Consider the following 541-nt stretch of genomic DNA (forward strand, 5'->3'; position numbering starts at 1 on the left):
CTGCCGTGCAACAGCTTGTTGAAAAGCAGTCCCGCACCAATGGGTATGATGATCATTTTTATAATGTCCCACATCATGGCCATGACGTTGATCTCTATAAACTCCCCGGCAAGCAACTTCATCAACACCGGGGTCAGGAACGGCGCCAGCAGGGTAGCCAGGGATGTAATGGTCAGGGACAATGCCAGATTGGCCTTGGCCAGGTAAGCCATAACATTGGATGCCATTCCACTGGGAGAACAGCCGATAAGCACAGTACCCGCGGCAATCTCCGGGGGAAAATCACTCATTGTGGCCAGGGCAAAACCGGACAGGGGCATAATGATAAACTGTGCCGTTACCCCGATAAACACCCCTTTGGGCGATTTGATTACAGACTCAAAGTCCCGAGCACTCATTGAAGTCCCCATACCAAACATGATGACCTGTATCAGAGGGGTGATCAGACGGGTCAGTTTGAAATCACCGATACGGATAAAGTAATGCGGGTAATACATGGCCATGGATACGGCGGCAAAGATCATAAGGGTATATACATAAC

At 49.9% G+C, this 541-nt stretch carries 1 protein-coding gene; it reads right to left on the reverse strand.

Features of this window, described 5'->3' with window-relative positions:
• Positions 1-541: bile acid:sodium symporter family protein (locus tag ED312_RS07285; RefSeq protein WP_148044234.1), on the reverse strand; the 541-nt coding region annotated here is incomplete at both ends.

This window comes from Sinomicrobium pectinilyticum (genome assembly GCF_003725735.1).
Classification (GTDB): domain Bacteria; phylum Bacteroidota; class Bacteroidia; order Flavobacteriales; family Flavobacteriaceae; genus Sinomicrobium; species Sinomicrobium pectinilyticum.